This window comes from Komagataeibacter oboediens (genome assembly GCF_003207815.1).
Classification (GTDB): domain Bacteria; phylum Pseudomonadota; class Alphaproteobacteria; order Acetobacterales; family Acetobacteraceae; genus Komagataeibacter; species Komagataeibacter oboediens.
Window position 1 is genome coordinate 1 of record NZ_NKTX01000209.1, and the last position, 1,025, is coordinate 1,025.

At 59.9% G+C, this 1,025-nt stretch carries 2 protein-coding genes; both read right to left on the reverse strand.

The genetic code is table 11. The features are described 5' to 3' along the window. Positions 1-226 precede the first annotated feature (226 nt). The gene (locus tag CFR80_RS18360) at positions 227-469 is read right to left on the reverse strand and encodes a recombinase family protein (protein ID WP_110507851.1); all 243 of its coding nucleotides are present in this window, start codon (positions 467-469) and stop codon (positions 227-229) included. A 44-nt stretch (positions 470-513) separates the two neighbouring features. Further along, a partial coding sequence (locus CFR80_RS18365) for a recombinase family protein (RefSeq protein WP_110507862.1) occupies positions 514-1,025 on the reverse strand: 512 nt, incomplete at its 5' end.

A 1,025-nucleotide genomic window follows, 5' to 3' on the forward strand; every position in this document is an offset into this window, starting at 1 on the left:
CTCGGCCAACTGTCTATCGAACTCTCAGCAGAACAGCCTCAACGTTCTTGTTGGGTTCACTCTAAGCGTACGTAAAGTACACTTTCGTGTCGTGACCCCTCCCAGGGCGCTCTGCTGGCTTTGTCAGGGATTGATGGGCTGGCCATTTCCTGTTCGTCCGTCCAGATATCCTCCTCCTGACTTTCAGTGGGATGGGGTCGGTACATAAAACGGGCACAGATATACGCTAAGGATTATCGGTGATTGTGACGGCTTGCCGGAGCGGGCGGAGTTTCCAGACCACCAGCGTATCCCCTTCCTTGAGCCAGGCGAGGCACGTCTTGAGGCCAGGGCGATCGTCGCGGGCACCAGAGGCCTTGTCGGAATGAATGTGGCGTGCATCGACGCCAGCCGCGATCAGCGCATCGCGCTGGAGATCCACTGACTGGCGTTCGTCGGCTGAGGACACTCGCATATAACCGACCAGCATGTACGACAAACCTCATGGGGTCGTTTGCGGGAGGGGGCGAAATCCTACGCTAAGCTGAGAACGCGCTTCCCATAATCCCTGAGCTCGCCCTTCGGTCCGACATATCTGTATAGAGTGACGCGCTCGATCCCGAGTTCCTTGCACAGATCGGAAACAGACGTGTCGCGCTGCGCCATGGCGGCCTGGGCGAGACGCACCTGTGCTTTGGTCAGGGCGAATTTTCGCCCTCCCTTTCGTCCGCGCGCTCTGGCTGCGGCAAGGCCAGCCATGGTGCGCTCGCGGATCAGATCCCGCTCGAACTCGGCCAGAGTGGCAAAGATACCGAACACCATGCGGCCGGATGCGGTCGTGGTGTCGATCTGAGCGCCTTTTCCGGTCAGCACACGCAGGCCGATCCTGCGGTCTGACAGATCCTTCACGGTGTTGACCAGGTGGGCGAGCGAGCGCCCGAGGCGATCGAGTTTCCAGACCACCAGCACATCGCCGTCGCGCAAGGATTTGAGGCATGCAGCTAAGCCGGGCCGATCATCGCGGCTACCGGATGCACGATCATCAT

Coding starts and splice junctions, on each gene's coding strand:
- CFR80_RS18360 (WP_110507851.1), bottom strand. CDS start 469: ATGCTGGTCGGTTATATGCGAGTGTCCTCAGCCGACGAACGCCAGTCA.